The 20508-nt window shown below is 63.3% G+C and carries 22 protein-coding genes; 18 read left to right on the forward strand and 4 right to left on the reverse strand.

Going from position 1 to position 20508, the window contains the following annotated elements:
• The first annotated feature begins 126 nt into the window (after window positions 1–126).
• The 4 genes from gyrB to DXY35_RS05475 are packed head-to-tail and all read left to right on the forward strand — an operon-like array spanning window position 127 to window position 3151.
• Window positions 127–2094, forward strand: a complete 1968-nt coding sequence (gene gyrB, locus DXY35_RS05460; protein WP_115081447.1) for a DNA topoisomerase (ATP-hydrolyzing) subunit B — start codon at window positions 127–129, stop codon at window positions 2092–2094.
• Complete coding sequence (locus DXY35_RS05465) at window positions 2094–2399, forward strand: SH3 domain-containing protein (RefSeq protein ID WP_115081448.1); 306 nt, start codon at window positions 2094–2096, stop codon at window positions 2397–2399. The genes gyrB and DXY35_RS05465 overlap by 1 nt, the downstream gene beginning before the upstream one ends.
• A complete protein-coding gene (locus DXY35_RS05470; protein ID WP_115081449.1) occupies window positions 2380–2760 on the forward strand; it encodes a CrcB family protein in 381 nt (126 codons plus the stop codon). Before DXY35_RS05465 ends, DXY35_RS05470 begins: the two co-directional genes overlap by 20 nt.
• Window positions 2753–3151 (forward strand): CrcB family protein, encoded by a 399-nt coding sequence (locus tag DXY35_RS05475; RefSeq protein ID WP_115081450.1) that lies wholly within the window; start codon window positions 2753–2755, stop codon window positions 3149–3151. Before DXY35_RS05470 ends, DXY35_RS05475 begins: the two co-directional genes overlap by 8 nt.
• On the opposite strand, the gene DXY35_RS05480 is transcribed toward DXY35_RS05475, so the two are convergent.
• Complete coding sequence (locus tag DXY35_RS05480) at window positions 3117–3590, reverse strand: glutathione peroxidase (RefSeq protein WP_115081451.1); 474 nt, start codon at window positions 3588–3590, stop codon at window positions 3117–3119. The genes DXY35_RS05475 and DXY35_RS05480 overlap by 35 nt on opposite strands.
• Window positions 3591–3662: 72 nt before the next feature.
• Here DXY35_RS05480 and mgtE point away from each other — a divergent pair, with 72 nt between their 5' ends.
• Window positions 3663–5123, forward strand: a complete 1461-nt coding sequence (gene mgtE / locus DXY35_RS05485; protein ID WP_115081452.1) for a magnesium transporter — start codon at window positions 3663–3665, stop codon at window positions 5121–5123.
• Between the two features lie 54 nt (window positions 5124–5177).
• Entirely contained in the window at window positions 5178–6185 is a 1008-nt protein-coding gene (locus DXY35_RS05490) for an RpoD/SigA family RNA polymerase sigma factor (RefSeq protein WP_115081453.1), read from the forward strand.
• Here DXY35_RS05490 and DXY35_RS05495 read toward each other — a convergent pair.
• Window positions 6170–7033: an alpha/beta fold hydrolase gene (locus DXY35_RS05495; protein WP_115081616.1), complete on the reverse strand. Its 864-nt coding sequence runs from the start codon at window positions 7031–7033 to the stop codon at window positions 6170–6172. The two genes, DXY35_RS05490 and DXY35_RS05495, sit on opposite strands and share 16 nt — an antisense overlap.
• Before the next feature lie 156 nt (window positions 7034–7189).
• On the opposite strand from DXY35_RS05495, the gene DXY35_RS05500 reads away from it, so the two are divergent.
• The 5 genes from DXY35_RS05500 (at window position 7190) to DXY35_RS05520 (ending at window position 12800) form a co-directional block, all read left to right on the forward strand.
• Entirely contained in the window at window positions 7190–8107 is a 918-nt protein-coding gene (locus DXY35_RS05500) for a MoxR family ATPase (protein WP_244272929.1), read from the forward strand.
• Window positions 8055–8951: a hypothetical protein gene (locus DXY35_RS05505; RefSeq protein WP_115081454.1), complete on the forward strand. Its 897-nt coding sequence runs from the start codon at window positions 8055–8057 to the stop codon at window positions 8949–8951. The genes DXY35_RS05500 and DXY35_RS05505 overlap by 53 nt, the downstream gene beginning before the upstream one ends.
• Window positions 8952–9019: 68 nt before the next feature.
• Window positions 9020–10717, forward strand: a complete 1698-nt coding sequence (locus tag DXY35_RS05510; protein WP_170950520.1) for a DUF3488 and transglutaminase-like domain-containing protein — start codon at window positions 9020–9022, stop codon at window positions 10715–10717.
• Entirely contained in the window at window positions 10635–11822 is a 1188-nt protein-coding gene (gene mutT / locus DXY35_RS05515; RefSeq protein ID WP_115081456.1) for an 8-oxo-dGTP diphosphatase MutT, read from the forward strand. The genes DXY35_RS05510 and mutT overlap by 83 nt, the downstream gene beginning before the upstream one ends.
• Before the next feature lie 21 nt (window positions 11823–11843).
• Window positions 11844–12800: a carbohydrate kinase gene (locus tag DXY35_RS05520; RefSeq protein ID WP_115081457.1), complete on the forward strand. Its 957-nt coding sequence runs from the start codon at window positions 11844–11846 to the stop codon at window positions 12798–12800.
• Here the strand turns inward: DXY35_RS05520 and tsaE are convergent.
• The gene (gene tsaE, locus DXY35_RS05525) at window positions 12767–13282 is read right to left on the reverse strand and encodes a tRNA (adenosine(37)-N6)-threonylcarbamoyltransferase complex ATPase subunit type 1 TsaE (protein WP_115081618.1); all 516 of its coding nucleotides are present in this window, start codon (window positions 13280–13282) and stop codon (window positions 12767–12769) included. The two genes, DXY35_RS05520 and tsaE, sit on opposite strands and share 34 nt — an antisense overlap.
• Before the next feature lie 7 nt (window positions 13283–13289).
• Here tsaE and ahcY point away from each other — a divergent pair, with 7 nt between their 5' ends.
• Together ahcY and DXY35_RS05535 are read left to right on the forward strand one after the other, a co-directional pair.
• Window positions 13290–14720 (forward strand): adenosylhomocysteinase, encoded by a 1431-nt coding sequence (gene ahcY / locus DXY35_RS05530; RefSeq protein WP_115081458.1) that lies wholly within the window; start codon window positions 13290–13292, stop codon window positions 14718–14720.
• Between the two features lie 71 nt (window positions 14721–14791).
• Entirely contained in the window at window positions 14792–15451 is a 660-nt protein-coding gene (locus DXY35_RS05535) for a DedA family protein (RefSeq protein WP_115081459.1), read from the forward strand.
• A 33-nt stretch (window positions 15452–15484) separates the two neighbouring features.
• On the opposite strand, the gene DXY35_RS05540 is transcribed toward DXY35_RS05535, so the two are convergent.
• Window positions 15485–15862 carry a single-stranded DNA-binding protein gene (locus tag DXY35_RS05540; protein WP_114988041.1) on the reverse strand — a complete coding sequence of 126 codons (378 nt, stop codon included), beginning with the start codon at window positions 15860–15862 and terminating at the stop codon, window positions 15485–15487.
• Window positions 15863–16004: 142 nt separating this feature from the next.
• Between DXY35_RS05540 and DXY35_RS05545 the strand changes: the two genes are divergently transcribed.
• The 5 genes from DXY35_RS05545 (at window position 16005) to rpaB (ending at window position 20490) form a co-directional block, all read left to right on the forward strand.
• On the forward strand, window positions 16005–17057 hold the full coding sequence (locus tag DXY35_RS05545) for a rod shape-determining protein (RefSeq protein ID WP_025362008.1): 1053 nt from the start codon (window positions 16005–16007) through the stop codon (window positions 17055–17057).
• Between the two features lie 4 nt (window positions 17058–17061).
• The gene (gene mreC / locus DXY35_RS05550) at window positions 17062–17808 is read left to right on the forward strand and encodes a rod shape-determining protein MreC (protein WP_115081460.1); all 747 of its coding nucleotides are present in this window, start codon (window positions 17062–17064) and stop codon (window positions 17806–17808) included.
• 14 nt (window positions 17809–17822) lie between these two features.
• A complete protein-coding gene (locus DXY35_RS05555; protein WP_115081461.1) occupies window positions 17823–18332 on the forward strand; it encodes a rod shape-determining protein MreD in 510 nt (169 codons plus the stop codon).
• Window positions 18329–19636, forward strand: a complete 1308-nt coding sequence (locus DXY35_RS05560) for an ABC transporter substrate-binding protein (protein ID WP_115081462.1) — start codon at window positions 18329–18331, stop codon at window positions 19634–19636. The genes DXY35_RS05555 and DXY35_RS05560 overlap by 4 nt, the downstream gene beginning before the upstream one ends.
• 92 nt (window positions 19637–19728) lie before the next feature.
• Window positions 19729–20490, forward strand: coding sequence for a response regulator transcription factor RpaB (rpaB, locus tag DXY35_RS05565; RefSeq protein ID WP_115081463.1), 762 nt, complete (start codon window positions 19729–19731; stop codon window positions 20488–20490).
• Window positions 20491–20508: the final 18 nt, after the last annotated feature.

Genomic DNA, 20508 nt, shown 5'->3' on the forward strand with positions numbered 1-20508 from the left:
GGAATGGGCGCTGAGAGGCCTCTGCAAGCCTCTATAGACAGCCGGTGGTAGATTGACATTGTCAGGTCGAGGTTTAGAGCCGTTGCGCCCGCCCATGACCCGGTTTCCTGGCTTGAGACTTTCTGAATGAGCGACGCTTCCAAGGTCCAGAACGCCTACGGCGCTGAGCAGATTCAGGTGCTGGAGGGGCTTGAGCCCGTTCGGAAGCGCCCGGGCATGTACATCGGCTCCACCGGACCGCGGGGCTTGCACCATTTGGTGTACGAGGTTGTTGATAACTCGGTCGATGAAGCCCTGGCGGGCCATTGCGACCGCATCGTTGTGGTTCTGGGGGAAGACGGTTCCGCCTCGGTGAGCGACAACGGCCGCGGCATTCCCACCGATGTGCACCCTCGCACCGGCAAGAGCGCCCTGGAGACGGTGCTCACCGTGTTGCATGCCGGCGGCAAGTTTGGCGCCGGTGGCTACAAGGTGTCCGGCGGTCTGCACGGCGTTGGCGTCTCGGTGGTGAACGCCCTGAGCGAATGGGTGCAGGTGACGGTGCGCCGTCAGGGCCAGGTGCATCGCCAGCGTTTCGAGCGCGGCGCGGCCATCGGGGGGCTGGCGTCGGAGTCGCAGCCCGCAGCGGAGTCCGGGGAGACCGGCACCACCGTCTGCTTCAAGCCTGACCTTGAAATCTTCACGGGCGGCATCGTCTTCGACTACGCCACCCTCTCGGCCCGTCTGAGGGAGCTGGCCTATCTCAACGGCGGCGTGCGAATTGTCTTCCGCGATGAGCGGGAGTCAGCCCGCGATGAGGAGGGGAACCCCCATGAGGAGACCTATTTCTACGAAGGCGGCATCAAGGAATACGTCGCCTACATGAACAAGGACAAGGACGCCCTCCATCCGGACATCATTTACGTGAATTCCGAGAAGGACGGCGTTCAGGTGGAGGCCGCCCTGCAGTGGTGCTCCGATGCCTATTCCGACAGCATCCTCGGCTTCGCCAACAACATCCGCACCGTGGATGGTGGCACCCACATCGAAGGCCTGAAGACGGTGCTCACCCGCACCCTCAATGCCTTCGCCAAGAAGCTGGGCAAACGCAAGGAATCCGATTCCAACCTGGCGGGGGAGAACATTCGTGAAGGCCTGACGGCGGTGCTCTCGGTGAAGGTGCCGGAACCTGAATTCGAGGGTCAGACCAAGACCAAGCTCGGTAACACCGAGGTGCGCGGCATTGTCGACAACCTGGTGGGTGAAGCTCTCAGTCAGTTCCTCGAGTTCAATCCCTCCGTGATCGGCCTGATCCTGGAGAAGGCAATCCAGGCGTTCAATGCCGCTGAAGCCGCCCGCCGGGCCCGCGAACTGGTGCGGCGCAAGAGTGTTCTGGAGAGCTCAACCCTTCCTGGAAAACTGGCTGACTGCAGCTCCCGGGACCCCGGCGAATCCGAGATCTACATCGTGGAGGGCGACTCCGCAGGGGGTTCCGCCAAGCAGGGCCGCGACCGTCGCTTCCAGGCGATCCTGCCGCTGCGGGGCAAGATCCTCAACATCGAGAAGACCGACGACGCCAAGATCTACAAGAACACGGAGATTCAGGCGCTGATCACCGCCCTGGGCCTGGGGATCAAGGGTGAGGACTTCGACATGAAGAACCTCCGCTACCACCGGGTCGTGATCATGACCGATGCCGACGTGGACGGCGCCCACATCCGCACCCTGCTGCTCACCTTCTTCTACCGCTACCAGAAGGAGCTTGTGGAGGGGGGCTACATCTATATCGCCTGCCCGCCGCTCTACAAAGTTGAGCGCGGCAAGAATCACACCTATTGCTACAACGAGGGCGATCTGCAGAAGACCCTGGAGGGCTTCGGCGAGAAGGCCAACTACACGATCCAGCGCTTCAAGGGCCTTGGCGAAATGATGCCCAAGCAGCTCTGGGAAACCACCATGGATCCCACCACCCGCACGATGAAGCGGGTGGAGATCGAGGATGCCCTCGAGGCCGATCGCATCTTCACGATCCTGATGGGCGACAAGGTGGCGCCCCGTCGGGAATTCATCGAAACCCACAGCGCCGAGCTGGACATGGCAGCCCTCGACATCTGATGGGGCCTGTCCTGCGGTGGAGTTGGCTGCTGGGGGTGGCGCTGATGGCTCCGGCTGCCCTGCCGGCTGGTGGCGCTGACCGGCGTCAACCGCAGCCCCGTCGTCGCGCAGCCTCCGGCCCCTTGCACACCAGTTCCGATCAACCTCTGCGCCTCAGTCCGCTTGCAGTCGCTCCACGGCTGAGCACCCTTAAGGCGGGATCCTCTCTGCGGCTGCTGCGGCGTTGGTCCAGCGCCGATGGCCAGGACTGGCTGCACGTGCAAACCCTTTCCGGAGAGCAACGCCGTGGCTGGCTCCGCGTCTGAGGCTCTGCTGGTTGGGCTCGGGGCGATCCCCGGAGCCTGGCTGCGCCTGAAGGTGGTGAACCATTTTCAACCCATGGTGCCGAAAAAGCACTGGGGCACTTTCATCGTGAATGTGGTGGCCTGTTTTGCTCTGGGTCTGGTGCTGGCGCTGAATGAAACCTGCACCGCCAGCACAGGCATTGCCCTGCTGATGGGGGTGGGCTTTTTCGGCAGCCTCAGCACCTTTTCCACCTTTGCCGTGGAGCTGCTGAACGAGCTGCGGGCTGGCCAGGCGCTCACTGCTGTGGTGCTGGCGCTGGCCTCGATCGGGGCGGGTTTGCTGGCCTCTGCTTTGGGTTACGGATTGGGGACCCATGCCTGAGACCAAACCAAGCCTGCAACTGGAACTGCAGGAGTTGCTGCTTGTTGGCGTGGGCGCTGTTCCCGGAGCGCTGCTGCGCTGGCAATTGGCCCTTCATCTGGGGGACCAGAACCTGCTGGTGAATGTTCTGGGGGCTGCCCTCTTGGGCTTGCTGGCTGGGCTCCCCGCCGCCCCAAGGCGACAGTTGCTGCTGGGCATTGGTTTCTGCGGCTCGCTGACCACCTTCAGCAGCTGGATGCTGGCGGCCATGAAGCACCTGAGTGTGGGTGATTGGGCCGCCGCATTGGGCTTGATCGGGCTGACCCTCGGACTGGGGCTGGGTGCCGCAGCCCTGGGGTTCAGCCTGGGGCGACGGCTCAAGCCGCCAGCGCCGCCTCAATCGCCGACTTGAGGTCTTCGGGGGTGACGCCGCTCTTGAAGCGGGCGATCACGGTGCCGTCCTTGCCCACCAGGAATTTCTCGAAGTTCCACTCCACATCACCGGCGGGATCCATCTGGTTGAGGGTCGTGTAGGGCTCGGTGGTGCTCCCCTTGGCGTGCACTTTCTCGAACAGTTCGAAGTCAGCGCCGTAGGTGGTGGAGCAGAAACTCTTGATCTCGTCGAGGCTGCCGGGCTCCTGGGCGCCGAAGTCGTTGCAAGGGAAACCCAGCACTGCCAGGCCCTTGGCGGCGTAGGCCTCGTTCAGAGCCTGCAAACCCGCGTATTGCTTGGTGAAGCCACAGCGGCTGGCCACGTTCACGATCAGCAGCACCTTGCCGGCGTAGTCGCCCAGGGATTTGATGCTGCCGTCAGGAGTGGTGACAGAGACGGCGCTGACGCTGATCGCCATGGAGAAACAGGGATGGAGCGCAGAGGTTAACCGGCTCCAACGGCCATACACTGGGCTCCCGGCCGGAGGGGCATGACGGAGGCATCGGGGCTGAGCAGTGCTGGCGTGAGCGTGGAACCCGACTTGCTGGCCGAAGCGGTCTCCCAGGAACTCGCCGCGATGCTTCAGGCGGGCAATTACGACGCCGTGAAACTGCTGCTGGAACCGGTGCAGCCGGTGGACATCGCCGAGGCGATCGGCAGTCTTCCGGCCAATCTGCAGGCGATTGCCTTTCGCCTGCTCAGCAAGGATGAAGCCATCAGTGTTTACGAATACCTCGACACCGCCACGCAGCAAAGCCTGCTGAGCCTGCTGCGCTCTGGCGAGATGCGGGAGGTGATGGAGGAGATGTCGCCGGATGATCGCGCCCGATTGTTCGAGGAGTTGCCGGCCAAGGTGGTGCGGCAGTTGTTGAGCGAGCTCAGCCCGGATGAACGCAAGGTGACCGCTGAGTTGCTGGGCTACCGCTCCGAAACGGCCGGTCGTTTGATGACGACCGAATACATCGCGTTCAAGGAAAACCAAACCGCCGCAGTGGCGCTGGAGATCGTGCGGCGCCGTGCTCGCGACACCGAGACGATTTATTCCCTCTACGTGACGGACGCCGAGCGACGCCTCACCGGCATCCTTTCGCTGCGGGATCTGGTCACAGCAGACCCCCAGGCCCGTATCGGTGATGTGATGACGGAGGAGGTGCTCAGCGTCAGCACTGACACGGATCAGGAGAAGGTGGCCCGCACGATTCAGCGCTACGACTTCCTCGCTGTTCCCGTTGTGGATCTGGAGCAGCGTCTTGTGGGCATCGTCACGGTGGATGACGTGATCGACGTGATTGAGCAGGAGGCCACCCGTGATCTCTACGCGGCCGGCGCGGTGCAGGCCGGCGATGACGACGATTACTTCAGCAGCAATCTGTTCACCGTCGCTCGCCGCCGTGTGGTGTGGCTGGCGGTGCTGGTGCTGGCCAGCTTTTTCACCTCAGAGGTGATCGCCGCCAATGAAGATGTGCTGCAACGGGTGGTTTTGCTGGCGGCGTTCATCCCCTTGCTCGGTGGCACCGGCGGCAACGTGGGGGCCCAGAGTTCCACGGTGGTGATCCGTGGTTTGAGCACCCAGAGCATCTCCAGTCTCGGCCCCCTGCGGGCGATTGGCCGAGAAGCCATGGCGGGGGCGTTGCTGGGGGTGTTGATGATGCTTTTGGTGGTTCCCTTCGCCTGGTGGCGCGGCGAAAGCGCACTGGTGGGCCTCTCGGTGGGGATGAGCCTGCTCGCGATCACCACCCTGGCGGCTACGGCCGGTGCCGCGTTTCCGCTCCTGTTTGACCGCATGGGCCTGGATCCTGCGTTGATGTCCACACCCTTCATCACCACCTGCACGGATGTGGCGGGAACGCTGATCTACTTGAAGACGGCGGGGTGGCTGCTGATCCACCTGCCGCAGCTGGTGCAAGCCGCAGGTATTTCTACCCATTTCTTTGTTTTCGGGGTTTTCTGAGAGTCTGTTTACGTTTCTTAGGAGTACTCTTCACATAACTAAAAGAAGCGCCCCATGGCTCCGGCTGCGACCGCTGCTTCCAAGCCCAAAACCGCTGCCAAAGCTGCGAAAACCATTACGGCAGACGTCGATCTGGTTCGTTCTTATTTACGAGACATCGGCCGGGTCCCTCTGCTGACACACGAGCAGGAAATCACCCTGGGTCGCCAGGTGCAGGAACTGATGGATCTGGAATCACTCGAGTCTGAGCTGGAGAGCAAGGCTGGTGAAAAGCCCAGTCGTGACCAGCTGGCCAAGGCATCAGGTCTGTCCTCGATGCAGCTCAAGCGCAAGCTGCAGCATGGTCGCCGCGCCAAGGAGCGGATGGTGGCCGCCAACCTCCGGCTGGTGGTGAGCGTGGCCAAGAAGTACACCAAGCGGAACATGGAGCTCCTTGACCTGATTCAGGAGGGAACCATTGGATTGGTGCGTGGTGTGGAGAAGTTCGACCCCACTCGGGGCTACAAGTTTTCCACCTACGCCTATTGGTGGATCCGCCAGGGCATCACGCGGGCCATTGCTGAGAAGAGCCGCACGATTCGGCTGCCGATTCACATCACGGAGATGTTGAACAAGCTCAAGAAGGGTCAACGGGAGTTGAGCCAGGAGCTGGGACGCACCCCCACGGTGACCGAGTTGGCTGAGTTCGTTGAGCTGCCGGAAGACGACGTCAAAGATCTGATGTGTCGTGCTCGTCAGCCCGTCAGCCTTGAAATGAAGGTGGGTGATGGTGATGACACCGAACTGCTGGAGCTGCTCTCCGGCGATGGCGATCTGCCCAGCGATCAGGTGGAAGAGGATTGCTTGAAGGGTGATCTGCGCAGTCTCCTGGGACAGCTGCCCCATCTGCAGGAGCAGGTGTTGCGGATGCGCTACGGCATGGATGGAGAAGATCCGATGAGCCTCACGGGCATCGGCCGGATCTTGGGGATGAGCCGTGACCGTGTTCGCAACCTCGAGCGTGATGGTTTGGCCGGCCTGCGCCGGGTCAGTGATCAGGTGGAGGCTTACGTCGCCTGCTGAATTGATTTTTTGTTGATCAGCATTTGAAGCACCGGATTGACCTGATCCGGTGCTTCGTCGTGAGGACAGTGGCCTGCGTTTTGAATCACTGAGAGGGATCGAACGCAGTTCAGTGTCTGGGCCCAGCGCTCGGCTTCAGCAATTGGCTCCCAGGGATCCTGCTCACCCCAGATCAGATCCACAGGGGTCGACATCTCTTCCATCAACTGTGGGGCGAGATGGTCGTCGAACAGGTTGATGAATCCGCGGAAAGCCTCGGCGGCACCTTCGCGTTGGGTTGGTTGAAACAGCAGATCCACCAGGTCCTCGTCGATGTTGGTGCCACTGGGATAGGCCTGCTTCAACACGCTGCGGATCACCCCAGGACGTGCCGCATTGCGGAACAGTGCGGTGCTGAGCCAGCGCTGCCGCACCATTGTTTTCAGCAGTGGCCGGATCCAGGCCATCCAAGCCGGTTGGGTTGCCAGTTGCTTGTCGTCCATCAAGCGCTGGGCGCAGTCGATCAGCACCACGCCGCGGCAGTTCTCGCCCAATAGCTGAGCGGCACGGAGGGCGACAACCCCGCCGATCGAGTTGCCCACCAGTCGCACCGGGCGATCGATGACTTGGCGGCAGAAGTCAGCCACCTGTTGGCCCCACAGATCAAAGCCGTAATGAACGGCATCCGCTGAAACGGGTTCATCCTTCAAGCGAGCCCGAGGCTGATCGCTGCGCCCGAAACCGAGCAGATCGATGGCGTAGGTGGGCATCAGTTCGGCCAGCACCGGTTGGTTGAAACGCCAGTGGTTGGTGTTGGCCCCGAAACCATGAATCAGCAGCACGGCCTCTTCGGCATTGGGGTCGCCCATCAGGCTCCAACCGATTGTTCGCTGGTTCCAGCTCCAGAGGCTGTTGCTTGGGCTCACGCCTTGGCTTGCTGCGCCAGTGCATCCTGGCGAGCGAAGCGTGTGCATTGAGGCTTGCTGAGCGTTTGCTCGCTGGACCTGTCAATTTGGAGCAGTGCTGTGCGTGATCCCTTGGCTGCACCGGAGCTGTTGCCCTTGATCGAGTCTGTCGGCCGGGTGCTGCTGGGCAAGGAGCACCAGGTGCGTCTCGCCTTCAGTTGTTTGCTGGCCGGTGGTCATCTGCTGATCGAAGACCGCCCGGGGATGGGGAAATCGACCCTGGCCGAAGCGTTGGCCAGGGTCTTTGCCCTCGCCTTCAAGCGGGTGAGCTTCACCAGTGATCTGTTGCCGGCGGACCTCACGGGCCTGAACGTGTTCAATCCGGCGGAGGCCAGCTTCCGTTTTCAGCCCGGCCCGCTGTTCACGCAGGTGTTGCTGGCCGATGAGATCAATCGTGCCAGCCCCCGCACCCAGAGCGCCTTGCTGGAGGCGATGGCCGCGGGTCGGGTCAGTGTTGACGGCGTCAGCCATGACTTGCCTCAGCCGTTTTTCGTGATTGCAACGCAGAACAGCCTCGATCAGGTGGGCACCAGCCCCTTGCCGGAAGCCCAGCTGGATCGTTTTCTGATGCGCCTGAGCCTGGGTTTCCCCGATCGTGCCTCCGAGCGGACGATGCTGACGTCTGGCTTTGATTCAGCTTTCGATCATTCGCTGGAGCGGCTTGGTCCGGAAGTGCTGCAGCAGCTGCAGCAGCGTTGTGCTGCTCAGCACTGCTCTGAGCTTCTGATCGATTACGTCCTTGATCTGGTGGAGGTGAGTCGTCAGCGCCTTCCCGGTCTCTCTCCCCGGGCCAGCCAGGGGCTGCTGGCGGCTGCCCGCGCCTGGTCGCTGCTCAACGGACGCGATCATGTGCTGATTGACGATGTTCAGGCCGTGTTGCCGGCGGTGGTGGAGCATCGACTGGATGCCGGTTGTCTCGCTCGTCATGGCGCACCGCACAGTGAAGCCCTTCTTCAAGCCGTCCCGGCCTTGCGCTGAACTGAAGCTGGGGCATCGCAGCCTTTACATCATTCCCAGTCGCTTCGGTGCGCTCTGGATTGCAGCCGCTGGCTTGTTGCTGCTGGTGGCGATTCAGACGGGAAGCAACAGCACCCTGCTGCTGGCTTTCCTGATGCTCGGATTGATGTTGCTCGCCATGTTCCTGACGCACGACACACTTCAGGGCCTCACCTTGCGCTGTGCTGGGCCTTCGCCGGCCTTTGCTGGTGAGCCGGCCGAGTACCCGTTGCAGTTGGAGAGTTCCGCAGCTCGGCCCCGGTGCAGCTTGCGTGTTCAGGGGCATGCGGTGGTGGTGTGTGATCGCATCGCAGCAGGCACCACGACCCTCACGCTTCCCTGGGTGGCGGAGCACCGGGGCTGGCAGCTGCCGTCCCCCGTGCAGATCGAGACCATTGCGCCCCTTGGACTGTTCATCTGTTGGGGGCGCTGGCAGCCCCAGCAGCCGCAGTTGATCTGGCCGCGGCGTCGGTCTGGTCCTGTGGCTGAAACGCAGCCTCCACGCTCCATTAATGGTCTGGAGGAATGGCAGGACCTCCGGCCGGTTCGCGAGGGCGAACGTCCGGCCCTGGTGGATTGGGCCAGTGCCGCCCGAGGCCGGCCCTTGCAGGCCAAGGTGTTCAACGATCCCGAGGAGCCTGAAGTGATCCTCGCTCCTGCACCCGGCGTTGCACTGGAGCTGGCCCGGGAGCATCTGGCGGATCGCATCTGGCGCTTGCACCACGGAGGTGCCTGCTATGGCCTGCAGATCCAGGGCCTCTCTCTGGCGCCATCGAAGGGGGTGCGCCATCGCGATGCCTGTCTGGAAGCGTTGGCGACGGCATGAGCCATCAACGCCATTCATCGTTTTTGGCCTGGTGGGTGTTACCCCCTCTGCTGCTGCAATGCCTCGCATTGAATTGGTCTGCGCCCCTCACCTGGCCCACGTGGGCGTTGGTGCTCTGTGCCCTGTTCAAGCTGCGGGAATGCCGGCGGCCCTTTGACCGGCGGCTTGTCGCTCTCCTGCAGTTGCTCTCCACAGGCCTGTTGGCGGCCCAGTTGCAGGGGCTGCTGGCGAGCGTGCTTCAGCTGCTGGCTGTCTTGCTGGCCCTTGCCGGTTTGCTGGGCCATGAACTGGCCGGCTCCCTCAGCTTCCGTGGTGTTGTGCAGCGCAGCTTGCAGCTGCTGGCGGCAGCCTTGCCACTGGCCCTGGTGTTGTTCTTCTTTGTGCCCAGGCTTCCCCCCTTGTGGACCACCCAGCTGGGTCCCACCCGCGGTGCGGTCTCCGGTCTGTCCCCAGACCTTGATCCCCTCAGCATCACCGAGCTGGCGCTGGTGGATGGCTCGGCAGCTCGGGTTTTGCTGCCGGAGGGGCAGCCCCTGCCGACGGATGCCTACTGGCGGGTGTTGGTGCATGAGCAATTCGATGGCCGTCGCTGGCAGCACCGGGATCCTCCCGTTCCTCGGGGTGGCTCGGGTGTTTCAACGGCTGGGGAAGGAACCAGCCAGTGGTGGGTGGTGGAACCTTCAGCCACCAGGGCCGTCCCCTGGGATGGTTCCGCCTTGCCGACCTCGCCGGATCAGTGGATCACGCCGGAAGGTGAGCTGCTGGTCGGTGCCGCATCGCGCCAGCGCCGCTCCTTTCGCCTGCAGTCCCCCGACAAGGTGGCGGCCTGGCAGCAGCGACCCCCCATTCCCAGTGAACGCCAGTCGCCCCCTGATTCCTTGTCCAGGCTGAAGACCTTGGCGCGACAGTTTCGCCAGTTGCCCACCAGCCGTGAACGGCTGGAAGCAGTTGAGGGTTGGTTTCGGCGTCAGCCCTTCCGTTACACCCTTCAGCCCGGCGCGGTGGCTGATCTGGATGCCTTTTTGTTCGATCAGCAGGTGGGGTTCTGTGGTCACTACGCCAGTTCCCTGGCGGCCTTGATGCGGGCTGCTGATGTGCCGGCCCGCGTGATCAGCGGCTATCAGGGTGGTCATGTGGTGCAACCGCTCAGCGGCAGTCCCTATCTGGAGTTGCGCCAGAGCGATGCCCATGCCTGGGTGGAGCTGTGGTTAGAGGGGGAGGGTTGGCAGCGGGTGGATCCCACCCTCTGGGCCACAACTCCTGGTTTGCCAGCCGCAGTGGCTGCTGAGCCAGGGCAGCGGCTTGAGGAGAAGGTGCCCTGGTGGCGCTGGTTCCAATGGCAGTTGTGGGGCCTGGATCTGGCCTGGACGCGCTGGTGGTTGAGTTTCGATCAAACCAGTCAGCAGGCCTGGCTGCAGATGCTGTTTGGTGCGCAGTTGCGCTGGTTGGGTGTGGTGATTGTTGTGAGTGGCTTAGCGGCTTTGTTGGCTGGTTGGCTGCTGCTTCGCCTGGCCCACTGGCCCCGCTCACCTCTGGCTCAGTCCCTTCGCCTGCTGGCCCATCGGGGTGTTGAGCCCCTGCAGGGGGAAAGCTTCCCGCACCTTTGTCGGCGAGCCGCGAGGATGCAGCCCGATCTGGCCCCGCTGTTTCAGGCCATGGCGGATCAGCAGCAGCTGCTTGCCCATGCCCCGCTCACCGCATCTCAGCGCCGGCACCATTCACGCCAGTGGCGGCAACTCCGCTCCCGGCTTGGTCGACTCCCTTGATCTGAGCGCTTGCTTGCTCAGCTGGTGGCAGGCCCATGGCCGGCGGGATCCCCAGCAGAAGCCTTGGATGTTCAATCCAGCCGGGGGTTGGCCTGAAGCGGATCACCAGCTCGATCCCTACGGAATCTGGATTGCCGAGGTGATGCTGCAGCAGACCCAGTTGGCCGTTGCGCTCCCCTACTGGACGCGTTGGATGGCGGCGTTTCCCACCCTGGAGGCGTTGGCCGCGGCTTCTCTGGACGAAGTGCGGCTGAAGTGGCAGGGCCTCGGTTACTACTCGCGGGCTCGCCGGCTGCATGAGGCGGCGCAGCTGCTGGTTGGTGAGCCTTGGTCCCGCAGCTTGGAGGAGTGGATGGCGTTGCCGGGCATCGGTCGCACCACCGCCGGCAGCATCCTTTCCAGTGCCTTCAATGTCCCGTTGCCGATCTTGGATGGCAACGTCAAACGGGTGCTGGCGCGCTTGATGGCCCATCCGCGCCCGCCAGCCCGCGACGACGCCCTCTTCTGGAGATGGAGCGAGGCCCTGCTTGATCCGCTGCGGCCTCGTGACACCAACCAGGCCTTGATGGATCTGGGGGCCACGCTTTGCACCCCCCGCCAGCCTGATTGCCCCCGCTGCCCCTGGCAATCCCACTGCGCTGCTTACGCTGCCGGCGACCCCCGCCGCTGGCCCGTGACCGACGCCACCAAGCCCTTGCCCTTTCAGGTGATCGGTGTGGGGGTCGTGCTCAACTCGGCAGGAGAGGTGTTGATTGACCAGCGCCTGGAGGAAGGCCTGCTGGGAGGCATGTGGGAGTTTCCCGGTGGCAAACAGGAGCAGGGCGAAACAATCGAAACCTGCATCGCCCGCGAGCTCAAGGAGGAGCTCGGCATTGCAGTGACGGTCGGGGCTGAACTGATCACTGTGGATCACGCCTACAGCCACAAGAAGCTGCGCTTTGTGGTTCATGTCTGCGACTGGGTCTCGGGAGAGCCGCAGCCCCTTGCCAGTCAGCAGGTGCGTTGGGTGCGTCCGGATGACCTAGGGAACTACGCCTTTCCAGCCGCCAATGCGCGGATCATTGAGGCGTTGCTTGGCAGTTTGGGCTGCTCTGCCCACCTTTAAGCAAGGTTCTGCTGCGATCGGATGACGCTTGGTTCCGTGGTCGTCTGTCTTGGTGAAGCCCTGATTGATCGGCTCGGTCCGCCTGGAGGTGACCCGGCGGTCGATCGGCCGGTGGACGATCGTCTGGGCGGTGCGCCCGCGAATGTCGCCTGTGGCTTGGCCAGCTTGGGCACCCCCGTTGCTTTTGCCGGACGACTTGGCCAGGACGCCATTGGTGAGGCGTTTTCCAAATTGTTTGTTGAGCGTGGGGTTGAGACTGCGTTGTTGCAGCGGGATGCCGTGCGTCCCAGTCGCATCGTGCTGGTCCGTCGTTCGCTGGAGGGTGAACGGCAGTTTCAGGGTTTTGCTGGGGATGAAGGGGCTGGCTTCGCGGATCAGGCTCTAGAGCTGGCTGCTTTGCCTCAGGCCCGATGGTTGCTGATTGGCACCCTCCCCTTGGCAACCCCAACGTCGGCTGAGGCTTTGTTGTCGGCTGTGCGCCAGGCCCGGAGCCAAGGAACGGCGGTTGCCCTCGACGTGAACTGGCGTCCCACGTTCTGGGATCCGGTCGCGGATCCGGACGCCGGACCCGATCCCAAGGCGCTCGCGGCCATCCAGCCGTTGCTCCAGCAGGCGGCTCTGATCAAGTTGGCTCGTGAGGAAGCCCTTTGGTTCTTCAACACCGACGATCCCGGTGTAATACAGCAGGCCTTGCCCCAGCGACCCGATGTGGTGGTCACCGATGGAGCAGAGCCGGTGCACTGGCAATTGGGTGCTGATTCCGGTCAGCAGGTCGCCTTTCAGCCTCCCGTCGTGGTGGACACCACCGGTGCCGGTGATGCCTTCACGGCCGGTCTGTTGCACCGCTGGGCCGCTGCAGCCCATGAACGCATCCGCTTTGCTGCCGCCTGTGGTGCTCTGGTCTGCGGCGGGGCCGGTGGCATTGATCCCCAGCCCACGCAGGCTCAGGTGGAGGCCTTCCTAGGAGAGGTGAGCTGAGCCAGTCGCCCTTCGCCTTGATGGCGAAGCTCCAGGTGCCAGGCCTCGGCCAGATCGAGCCCCAGCCGTTCCGGCCACTCCACGGCCATCAACGCCCCGGTGGCTTGTGCTTCCTCCTCCTCCTGAAGAAACAGTTCATCGGCGGAGGCCGGCTGCTCCAGGCGATAGAGATCAAGGTGCACAAGTTTCGGCTCCCCCTGGGGGTAGTGCTGCGCCAAAGCGAAGGTGGGGCTGGTTATCGCTTCGCTGATCCCGAGGCCTTCGGCCAGGCCCTGCACCAGCGATGTTTTGCCGGCCCCCAGGGGGCCGCTCAACAGCAGGATTGTTCCCGTCGGAAGCTCGCGCGCCAGCAATCGGCCCAGGGCCCGGGTCTTCTCAAGGGTCTCAAGGGACCAGACATGCCCTGTAGAGTCCGGTCCTGGCGAGCCCGAAGCCTCGGCGTCTCTGCAGAGATTCAACTCCACGATTGCTTTAGGGAGCATTAGATCCATGGTGGCAGCGCCCACGTCCCCGGCTGAGCTGAAGCTCGGCGTTGATTGCGTCATCGCCGACATCAATCAGGCCGACTTCGGCCGCAAGGAACTCGACATCGCCGAGACCGAGATGCCCGGTCTGATGGCGTTGCGCGAGAAGTACGGCAGCGAGAAGCCCTTGAAAGGAGCCCGTATCGCTGGCTCCCTCCACATGACGATCCAGACCGCGGTTCTGATCGAGACCCTGGTGGAACTCGGGGCCGAAGTGCGCTGGGCCTCCTGCAACATCTTCTCCACCCAGGATCACGCTGCTGCGGCGATCGCCGCCCAGGGCATCCCCGTGTTCGCCGTCAAAGGTGAAACCCTCGAGGAGTACTGGGACTACACCCACCGCATTCTTGAGTGGGGTGACGGCGGTTCCCCCAACATGATCCTGGATGACGGTGGCGATGCCACCGGTCTGGTGATGCTGGGCAGCAAGGCCGAGCAGGACATCACCGTTCTGGACAACCCCGGCAACGAAGAGGAGACCTTCCTGTTCGCCTCGATCAAGAAGAAGCTGGCCCAGGACCCCAGCTTCTACTCCCGCACCAAAGCCCAGATCCAGGGTGTGACCGAGGAGACCACCACGGGTGTGGCGCGTCTTTACAAGATGCAGAAGAGCGGTGAGTTGCCTTTCCCCGCCATCAATGTCAACGACTCGGTCACCAAGAGCAAGTTCGACAACCTCTACGGCTGCCGTGAGTCGCTGGTGGATAGCATCAAGCGCGCCACCGATGTGATGGTGGCGGGCAAGCAGGCCCTTGTGATCGGCTACGGCGATGTGGGCAAGGGTTCGGCCCAGTCGCTACGCGGCCTCGGTGCCACCGTTTGCATTGCGGAAGTGGACCCGATCTGTGCGCTGCAGGCGGCCATGGAGGGCTACCGCGTTGTCCGTCTTGAGGACGTGGTCGAAGACATGGATATCTTCGTCACCGCCACCGGCAACTACCAGGTGATCCGCAACGAGCACCTGGTGAAGATGAAGGACGAAGCCATCGTTTGCAACATCGGTCACTTCGATAACGAGATCGATGTCGCCTCCCTCAAGGAATACGAGTGGGAGAACATCAAGCCGCAGGTGGACCACATCACCCTGCCCAGCGGCAACAAGATCATCCTGCTGGCGGAAGGCCGCCTGGTGAACCTGGGCTGTGCCACCGGCCACCCCAGCTTTGTGATGAGCAACTCCTTCACCAACCAGGTGTTGGCTCAGATCGAGCTGTTCACCAAGGGCGATGAGTACGCCAAAGAGGTGTACGTGCTGCCCAAGCATCTCGATGAGATGGTGGCGCGCCTCCACCTCGGTCGCATCGGCGCCAAGCTCACCGAACTCAGCAAGGATCAGGCCGACTACATCAATGTGCCCGTGGAAGGTCCCTACAAGCCCGACCACTACCGCTACTGATCACGATCCGGCGGATCGGAATCTGATCTTCACGGCCCCATGGAAGACTTGCGCGATCAAGCGCAGTCTCCATGGGGCTTTCTGATCTGATCACACAACTGCCGGAGTTGATCGGCCAGGCGGTTGAGGCGAATCAGTGGTTGGGCTACACCGCGATCTTCGCGGCGATGTTTCTTGAGAATCTGTTCCCGCCGATTCCGTCCGAGCTAATCATGCCCCTCGGGGGCTTCTATGTGCAGCAGGGTCAGCTGGATCTGGTGCCCGTGGTGCTGGCCGGTTTGCTGGGCACGGTGCTCGGTGCCCTGCCCTGGTACGGGGTCGGTCGCTTGATCAACGAGGAACGGATCGAAGCCTGGTTGCAACGTCACGGTCGCTGGATCGGCATCAGTGCCGATGAGTTGGCCCGCAGCCGCCGCTGGTTCAGCCGCTACGGCACCGCCCTGGTGTTCTGGGGGCGCTTGGTGCCTGGCATTCGCACGCTGATCTCGGTCCCGGCGGGCATTGAAATGATGCCGATGGCGCCGTTTCTGGTCTGGACCACCGCCGGCAGCCTGATCTGGACGGCCCTGCTCACCGTGGCCGGCATGGTTCTCGGAGAGGGCTACAGCAACGTTGAGCTCTGGATTGACCCGGTCTCCAAGGCTGTGAAGGTGTTGCTGGTGGTGTCGCTGCTGGCGGGCGCGATCTGGTTGGGTCTGCGCATCTGGCGCCGGCGTCAGTCGTCCGACTGAGCACCGGCGCGAGGGTTTCCCTGGGGGAGAGGCTCAGAAAGGGATGTCCTCGTCGGAAGCCTGGCCGCCAAAGCTGCCGGCGGCCTCCTGGTTGTCCCGTTTGGATCCCAGCAGTTCGAGCCGATCCACACGCACCACTGGCTTGCTGCGCTCTTCGCCGCTGGCACGGTCGGTCCAGCGGTCCAGCTTGAAGCTGCCGATGATGCCGAGCAAGGAGCCCTTTTTCACGTAATCCGCAGCAACCTGGGCCTGCTTGCCCCAGATCTCGAGGTTGAACCAGTCGGGTTCATCGTCGCGGCTGCGACGGTTCACCGCCATGGTGAGGTTGGCCACCATGCTGCCGGACTCGAAGTAACGTACTTCGGGATCGCGGCCGGCACGGCCGACGAGGGTGACGGAATTAACGCCCATAGACAATTCATCTCCTGAATTTGGATTCATGATGCGGCACCGGTTGGGTGACTGCTTTTAAGGAGTTCCACCCATGCTGCTGGGCGTAACAGGCAACCGCTGAGAACGCCCCTATGATCCGGCGGTCTCGACTGCGGTGTCTGTGTTCTTTCGTCGTTTCCAGCTGTCGCGCGACATCGGCATCGACCTGGGCACCGCAAACACCCTGATCTACGTTTCAGGCCGGGGCATCGTGCTGCAGGAGCCCTCCGTGGTGGCTCTTGATCTCGAGCGTGGCACCACCATGGCTGTGGGTGATGAAGCCAAGTTGATGCTTGGCCGAACCCCGGGGAACATCCGGGCCGTCCGCCCGTTGCGCGATGGGGTGATTGCCGATTTTGATGCGGCTGAGCAGATGCTCAAAACCTTCATCACCAAAGGCAATGAGGGCCGAGGAATCATGGCCCCTCGGCTCGTCGTCGGCATTCCCAGTGGCGTGACTGGTGTGGAGCGTCGTGCCGTTCGTGAGGCGGGCATGGCAGGGGCCCGTGAAGTTCATCTGATTGATGAGCCGGTGGCAGCCGCCATCGGCGCTGGCCTTCCGGTCACCGAGCCCGTTGGGACGATGATTGTTGATATCGGCGGCGGCACCACTGAGGTGGCGGTGTTGAGCCTGGGCGGAACGGTGCTGAGTGAATCCGTCCGCGTTGCCGGCGATGAGATCAGCGACTCCATCAGCGTCTACCTCAAAAAGGTGCACAACATGGTGGTGGGTGAGCGCACGGCCGAGGAGATCAAGATCCGCATCGGCTCCGCCTTCCCCGACGACGAGTTCGATCAGCAGTCCATGGATGTGCGGGGTCTGCACCTGCTCTCTGGCTTGCCGCGCACCATCAATCTCAAGGCCGGTGATCTGCGGGAAGCCATCGCCGAACCGCTCAATGTGATTGTCGAAGCGGTGAAGCGCACCCTGGAACGCACACCGCCTGAGTTGGCGGCCGACATCGTGGATCGCGGCATCATGCTGGCTGGTGGTGGTGCGTTGGTGCGAGGCATCAGCGACCTGATCAGCCATGAGACCGGCATCTTTGTGCACATCGCCGAAGACCCTCTGCTCTGTGTGGTGAACGGATGTGGTCAGGTGCTGGAGGATTGGAAACGCCTCCAGCGGGTGGTGGATACCCCCGAATTCGTCCGAACCGCGGCAGGCGTCTGAAGCGATGGCCCCGACGCTCCGTCCCGGCAAGAGCCGCTGGCGCGGATTGGGGCAACTCACCCCCTGGCTGCTGCTTGTGGCCGGGCTGTTGATGGTGCGTCTGAGCAAGGGCGCTGGTTTCAGCGATGCCTATGCCCTGCTCAGCCGCCCCTTTTGGCCGGGTTCCGCGCAACGGGAATGGGTGGCGGCCGCGGTGGATCTGGAGGAGCGCTCTCGCCTGCAGCTTCTGGAAGAGGACAACCGGCGCCTGCGCGCTCTGCTGGAGCTACAGCAACAAGGATCAGCGCAAGGAAACGTTTCCGCTGCCGTGATCTCCCGCTCGCCGCGGGGGTGGTGGCAGCAATTGCAGCTGGGCAAGGGCTCGCTGCAGGGCATCGGTCGCAGCGATGCGGTTCTTGGCCCCGGCGGTTTGGTGGGCCGCATCGACAGTGTGACCCCCGCCACAGCGCGGGTGAAGTTGCTCACCGCCCCGGGCCATGAGATCGGCGTCTGGCTGCCCCGCAGCCGCCGTCATGGGTTGCTGGTGGGCCGCGGCAACAGCCGTCTGTCGCTGCGTTTCATCGACAAGGACCCCGACGTGCGTCCGGGGGATCTGGTGGCCACGTCCCCGGCCAGCACCCTGTTGCCCCCCAACGTGCCGGTTGGGGTGATCCAGTCGGTGGATGAACAGGCTGTTCCTGCACCCGTAGCGGTGGTGCAGTTGATCGCAGCACCGGAGGCGATCGACTGGGTGCAGGTGCAGACCCGTTGAGATGAACCACTGACATGACGCGTCTGCACCGACAACCGATCTGTGTGGCCTCAGCTTTGGTGGTGCCGTTTCTGGCCTTGGCGTCGCCGCCTTGGTTGGCCATCGATGGGGTTGGTCCCGCCTGGGCTGTGCTCTGGCTGTTGCCCTGGGCTCTCGTGGATGGTCCGGTGTCAGGGGCGTTGTCGGGTGTGGCTTTGGGGCTGGTGCTGGATGGTCTCAATCTGGGCGGTGTCAGTCAGGTGCCGGCGCTGCTGCTGCTGGGCTGGTGGTGGGGACGGCTGGGGCGGCGTGCAGCACCGATTCAACGCAGCCTGAATCTGGGTTTGTTGGCCTGGCTCGGGTCCGTGGGTCTTGGTTTGTCGTTGATCCTTCAGCTCTGGTGGCGTCAAGGCGGAGTGTTGGATCCCCTCACCCAGAGCTGGGGCCTGCAGACCCTCTGGTGCCAGGCCCTGGTGACGGGTGTGCTGGCGCCGGTGTTGGTGTCGTTGCAGTTGCTGCTCTGGCGCAGGAGGGTTCCCTCATGAGGCTGACCCGTCGGGATCTCCTGCTGGGGACAGCGGCCATGGGGTTGGCGGCTTGCGGCCCGAAGACCCCACAGCTCAGGGCCTTGGAGTTGTGGACCCTGCAATTGGCTCCCAAGTTCAACCCCTATTTCGCCGATGTTCTGGGGGCCTGGGCCGGCCTCCATCCCGATGCGCCCGTGCGCTGGACGGATCTGCCCTGGGGGTCTGTGGAACGCAAGTTGCTGGCGGCGGTGTTTGCGCGCACGGCTCCGGATGTGGTGAACCTCAATCCGCCCTTTGCGGCCAATCTGGCCAGCAAGGGAGGACTGGCCGACTTGACCCCGCTGCTGCCGGCTGATGCCGCTGGCCGTTATCTGCCCTCGGTGTGGCAAGCCTGCCGTGACCCCGATGCCGGGCAGATCGCTGTGCCCTGGTACCTCACGGTGCGGCTGAGTTTGGTGAATCGGGCGCTGTTGGATCAAGCCGGCATCGCTGCTCCGCCCAGCCGCTGGGAGCAGGTGCCGGCATTCGCCCGTCGCGTCCGCGAGCGAACAGGCCGTTACGGCCTCTTCCTCACCACTGTTCCTGACGACTCGGCCGAGCTCCTGGAAACCCTGGTGCAGATGGGAGTGACCCTGCTGGATTCCCAACGCAGGGCCGCCTTCGACAGCCCTGCGGGGCTCCGGGCCTTTCGTTTCTGGAGTGATCTTTACCGGGAGGGGGTGTTGCCTCGGGAGGTGGTGAGTCAGGGGCAGCGCCGGGCGATCGAGTTGTTCCAGAGCGGTGATCTGGCCTTGGCGGCCACGGGGGCGGAATTCCTGCGCAGCATTCAGACCAATGCGCCAGGGGTGGCCGCGGTGACGGAGCCCCATCCCCCGGTGACCGGTGCCGATGGCACAGCCAATGTGGCTTTGATGACGTTGGCGGTGCCGCGTCAGAGCCAGCGCGCCCAGGAGGCCGTGGATCTTGCGCTGTTCATGACTAATGCTGATCAACAGGCGCGCTTCGCGGCTGAGGCCCGGGTGCTGCCGTCGTCGTTGGAGGCCTTGGCCCGGGTGCGTGCCGAATTGGAGCAGCAGGTTTCTTCCACAGCCGCGGAGCGTCAGATTCGCCAGGCCCGTTTGTTGTCCGCCAGCACGTTGGACCGGGCCCGGGTGTTGGTGCCGGCTCTGCCAGGGATCAAGCGCTTGCAGAAGATCCTCTACACCCAGATGCAGCGGGCGATGTTGGCCCAGATCAGCCCTGAGCAGGCGTTAACAGCTGCGGCGTCGGAATGGAACCGTTACGCCCGTTCGCGCTGGCCTGAGGCCGCCGGCAATTCTTAAAACAATCGGTAAACCGGCTGCGCGCCAGGGTGTTTGCGTCGGTGTCCAGGCCCTGACCAGTAAGGTTGCAGCTCGTTAAGGGTTTGATTCGGATGACGGGCGACCTGCCCTCACAACCGAAAGCGACCGTTCTTGTCGTTGATGACGAGGCTGCAGTCCGGCGCGTCTTGGTGATGCGCCTGCAGCTTTCGGGCTACCGCGTCATCTGTGCTGAGGATGGTGAACAGGCCCTAGAGATGTTCCACAACGAGTCCCCCGACCTGGTGGTGCTCGACGTGATGCTTCCCAAGCTGGATGGCTTTGCCGTCTGCCGCCGCCTGCGGGCCGAATCCTGCGTGCCGATCATCTTCCTCTCCGCGGTGGAAGCGATCTCCGAGCGGGTGGCCGGTCTGGATCTGGGTGCTGACGACTACCTGCCCAAGCCCTTCAGCCCCAAGGAACTCGAGGCACGCATTGCCACGATTCTGCGCCGGGTGGGCCGGGGAAATGCGGTTGTTGAAAGTCGCGAACTGCCCACAGGACAGGGCGTTTTGCGGCTCGGCGATCTGGTGGTGGACACCAACCGACGCCAGGTCACCCGTGGATCGGAGCGCATCAACCTCACTTATACGGAGTTCAGCCTGCTGGAGTTGCTGTTCCGCGATCCCGGCCATGTGGTGCCACGGGCTGAAATCCTGGAGCAGCTCTGGGGTTATCCCCCTCGCCGTGCCGCCGATCTGCGCGTGGTGGATGTCTATGTGGCGCGGTTGCGCGGAAAACTGGAGCCTGACCCTCGCAATCCCGAGCTGATCCTCACGGTGCGAGGCATTGGTTACGCCTCCCAGCGCATGGGTGAAGCCTCCGCTGCCGGTTGATCAACCCGCGGGCGGGCA

This window comes from Synechococcus sp. N32, assembly GCF_900473895.1.
In the GTDB taxonomy this organism is placed as follows: domain Bacteria; phylum Cyanobacteriota; class Cyanobacteriia; order PCC-6307; family Cyanobiaceae; genus Parasynechococcus.